The 1805-nt window shown below is 61.1% G+C and carries 3 protein-coding genes; all 3 read left to right on the forward strand.

Annotation, left to right across the window (positions count from 1 at the left end):
- On the forward strand, nt 1-988 hold a 988-nt coding region (locus Q1K49_RS08295; RefSeq protein WP_300524962.1), incomplete at its 5' end, for a 4Fe-4S dicluster domain-containing protein.
- Between the two features lie 3 nt (nt 989-991).
- Nucleotides 992-1501, forward strand: a complete 510-nt coding sequence (narJ, locus tag Q1K49_RS08300) for a nitrate reductase molybdenum cofactor assembly chaperone (RefSeq protein ID WP_300524964.1) — start codon at nt 992-994, stop codon at nt 1499-1501.
- 5 nt (nt 1502-1506) lie between these two features.
- Nucleotides 1507-1805, forward strand: a 299-nt coding sequence (locus tag Q1K49_RS08305; RefSeq protein ID WP_300524965.1) for a respiratory nitrate reductase subunit gamma, incomplete at its 3' end; no start/stop codon positions are given.

The raw sequence follows: 1805 nt of genomic DNA on the forward strand, positions 1-1805 counted from the left end.
CAACAGCACCGGAAAGGAGGATGTGAATTTCCACGGGCTGGAACACGAGGTATTTCTGCAGTTCCGGAACGTCTTCATGCTCCACCTCCCCAGAATCTGCGAGCACTGCCTCAACGCCGCCTGCGTCGCGTCGTGCCCTTCGGGAGCGATATACAAACGGGATGAGGACGGCATCGTCCTCGTGGACCAGGAGCGCTGCCGGGGGTGGCGGTTCTGTGTCTCCGGGTGCCCCTACAAGAAGGTGTACTTCAACTGGAAGACGGGCAGGTCGGAAAAATGCCTGTTCTGCTACCCGCGGATAGAAAGCGGCATGCCCACACTGTGCGCCGAAACCTGCGTGGGCAGGATTCGCTACATCGGAGTCCTCCTCTACGACGCTGAAAAGATATACAGCGCGGCGGCCACGCCGTACGATCGTGATGTCTATGGCGCCCAGATGGCCATGCTCCTCGACCCGGGGGATCCGGAAGTGAGGGCGCAGGCCGCGCGCGACGGCATCCCGCCAAACATCATCGACGCAGCTTTGCGGTCCCCCGTATACAAACTGGCTGTCGCGTGGAAACTCGCCCTTCCTCCGCATCCCGAGTTTCGTACGCTTCCCATGGTCTGGTACGTTCCCCCGCTCAGCCCCATGATCAGCGCAACGGACCCCGGCGGCGACGGTCTCGAGCCTGATTCGATGAGAATCCCCGTGCGCTACCTCGCCAACCTTCTCGCCGCGGGAGACGAAGCCCCGGTAAGGCTCGCGTTGTCCCGGCTGATGGCCCTCCGGGCATACATGCGCTCCGTCCTGGTCGACAAGTCCCCAAGAGCGGCGCTGCTCGACTCTGTCGGTCTGACTGTGGATTCCGCGGAGCAGATGTACCGCCTGCTGGCCATTGCCAAGTATGAGGATCGCTACGTGGTTCCAACGGCGCCGTGCGGCGACGCCGCCACCCTGCACGTGGACCAGGGAGACGCCGGGTTCCCGCGCAGGGGCGGGAGTTGAAACATGGACGACGGAAAACGGTTGCTTTGCAGACTGGTCTCGGTCCTGCTGGACTATCCCGATGAGAAGAACCTCAATGCCGCGGCGGAGGCGGCGGGAGTGGTCGAGGAGATGCCCGCCGACGCGCGGGAGAAGCTTGGGGCCTTCCTGGCCTATTTGAGGAAGACTCCGCTGCTCACCCTGCAGGAGGAGTATACCAGGACGTTCGATCTCAACCCGGGCGTGTGCCTCAACCTGACCTACCACAAGTGGGGAGACGACAGGAAAAGAGGCGCCGCTCTGGCGGACTTGAAGAACCTTTACCGGGACAACGGCTATGAGATATCCGGGGAAGAACTGCCCGACTATCTTCCGATGGTCCTCGAGTTTCTTTCCGTTTGCCCGGAAAATACGCAATTCCCCGGCCCCGGACTATACGTGGACCAGTTTCCGGTTATCGCTTCCAGGCTCCGGGAAATGCAAAGCCCCTACACGGGGCTGTTTGAAATCCTCGATTCCGTATTGCGGAGGTGAAATACATGGGCGACTGGAATTTTCTGGCCTTTCTCGTTTTTCCCTATGTTTCACTCAGTATATTCGTGGTCGGCCACTCCTTTCGCTACTTCACGGACCCCTTCCGATGGAACGCCAGGTCAAGCGAACTCCTTGACAGGGAGGGGCTCAGGTATGGTTCCATCCTGTTCCATTACGGGATGGTCTTTACCTTCATCGGGCACGCGGGGGGGCTGCTCATCCCCCAGAGCCTCTACGATTCCCTCGGCCTGAGCGGGGAGGCGCACACAAGGCTCGCCGTCCTGTCGGGCGCGGTGATCGGATC

This window comes from Aminiphilus sp., assembly GCF_029975095.1.
In the GTDB taxonomy this organism is placed as follows: domain Bacteria; phylum Synergistota; class Synergistia; order Synergistales; family Aminiphilaceae; genus Aminiphilus.

Excerpts from the sequence above, each read along its gene's own strand:
- narJ (WP_300524964.1), top strand. The coding sequence starts at position 992 with ATGGACGACGGAAAACGGTTGCTTTGCAGACTGGTCTCGGTCCTGCTG.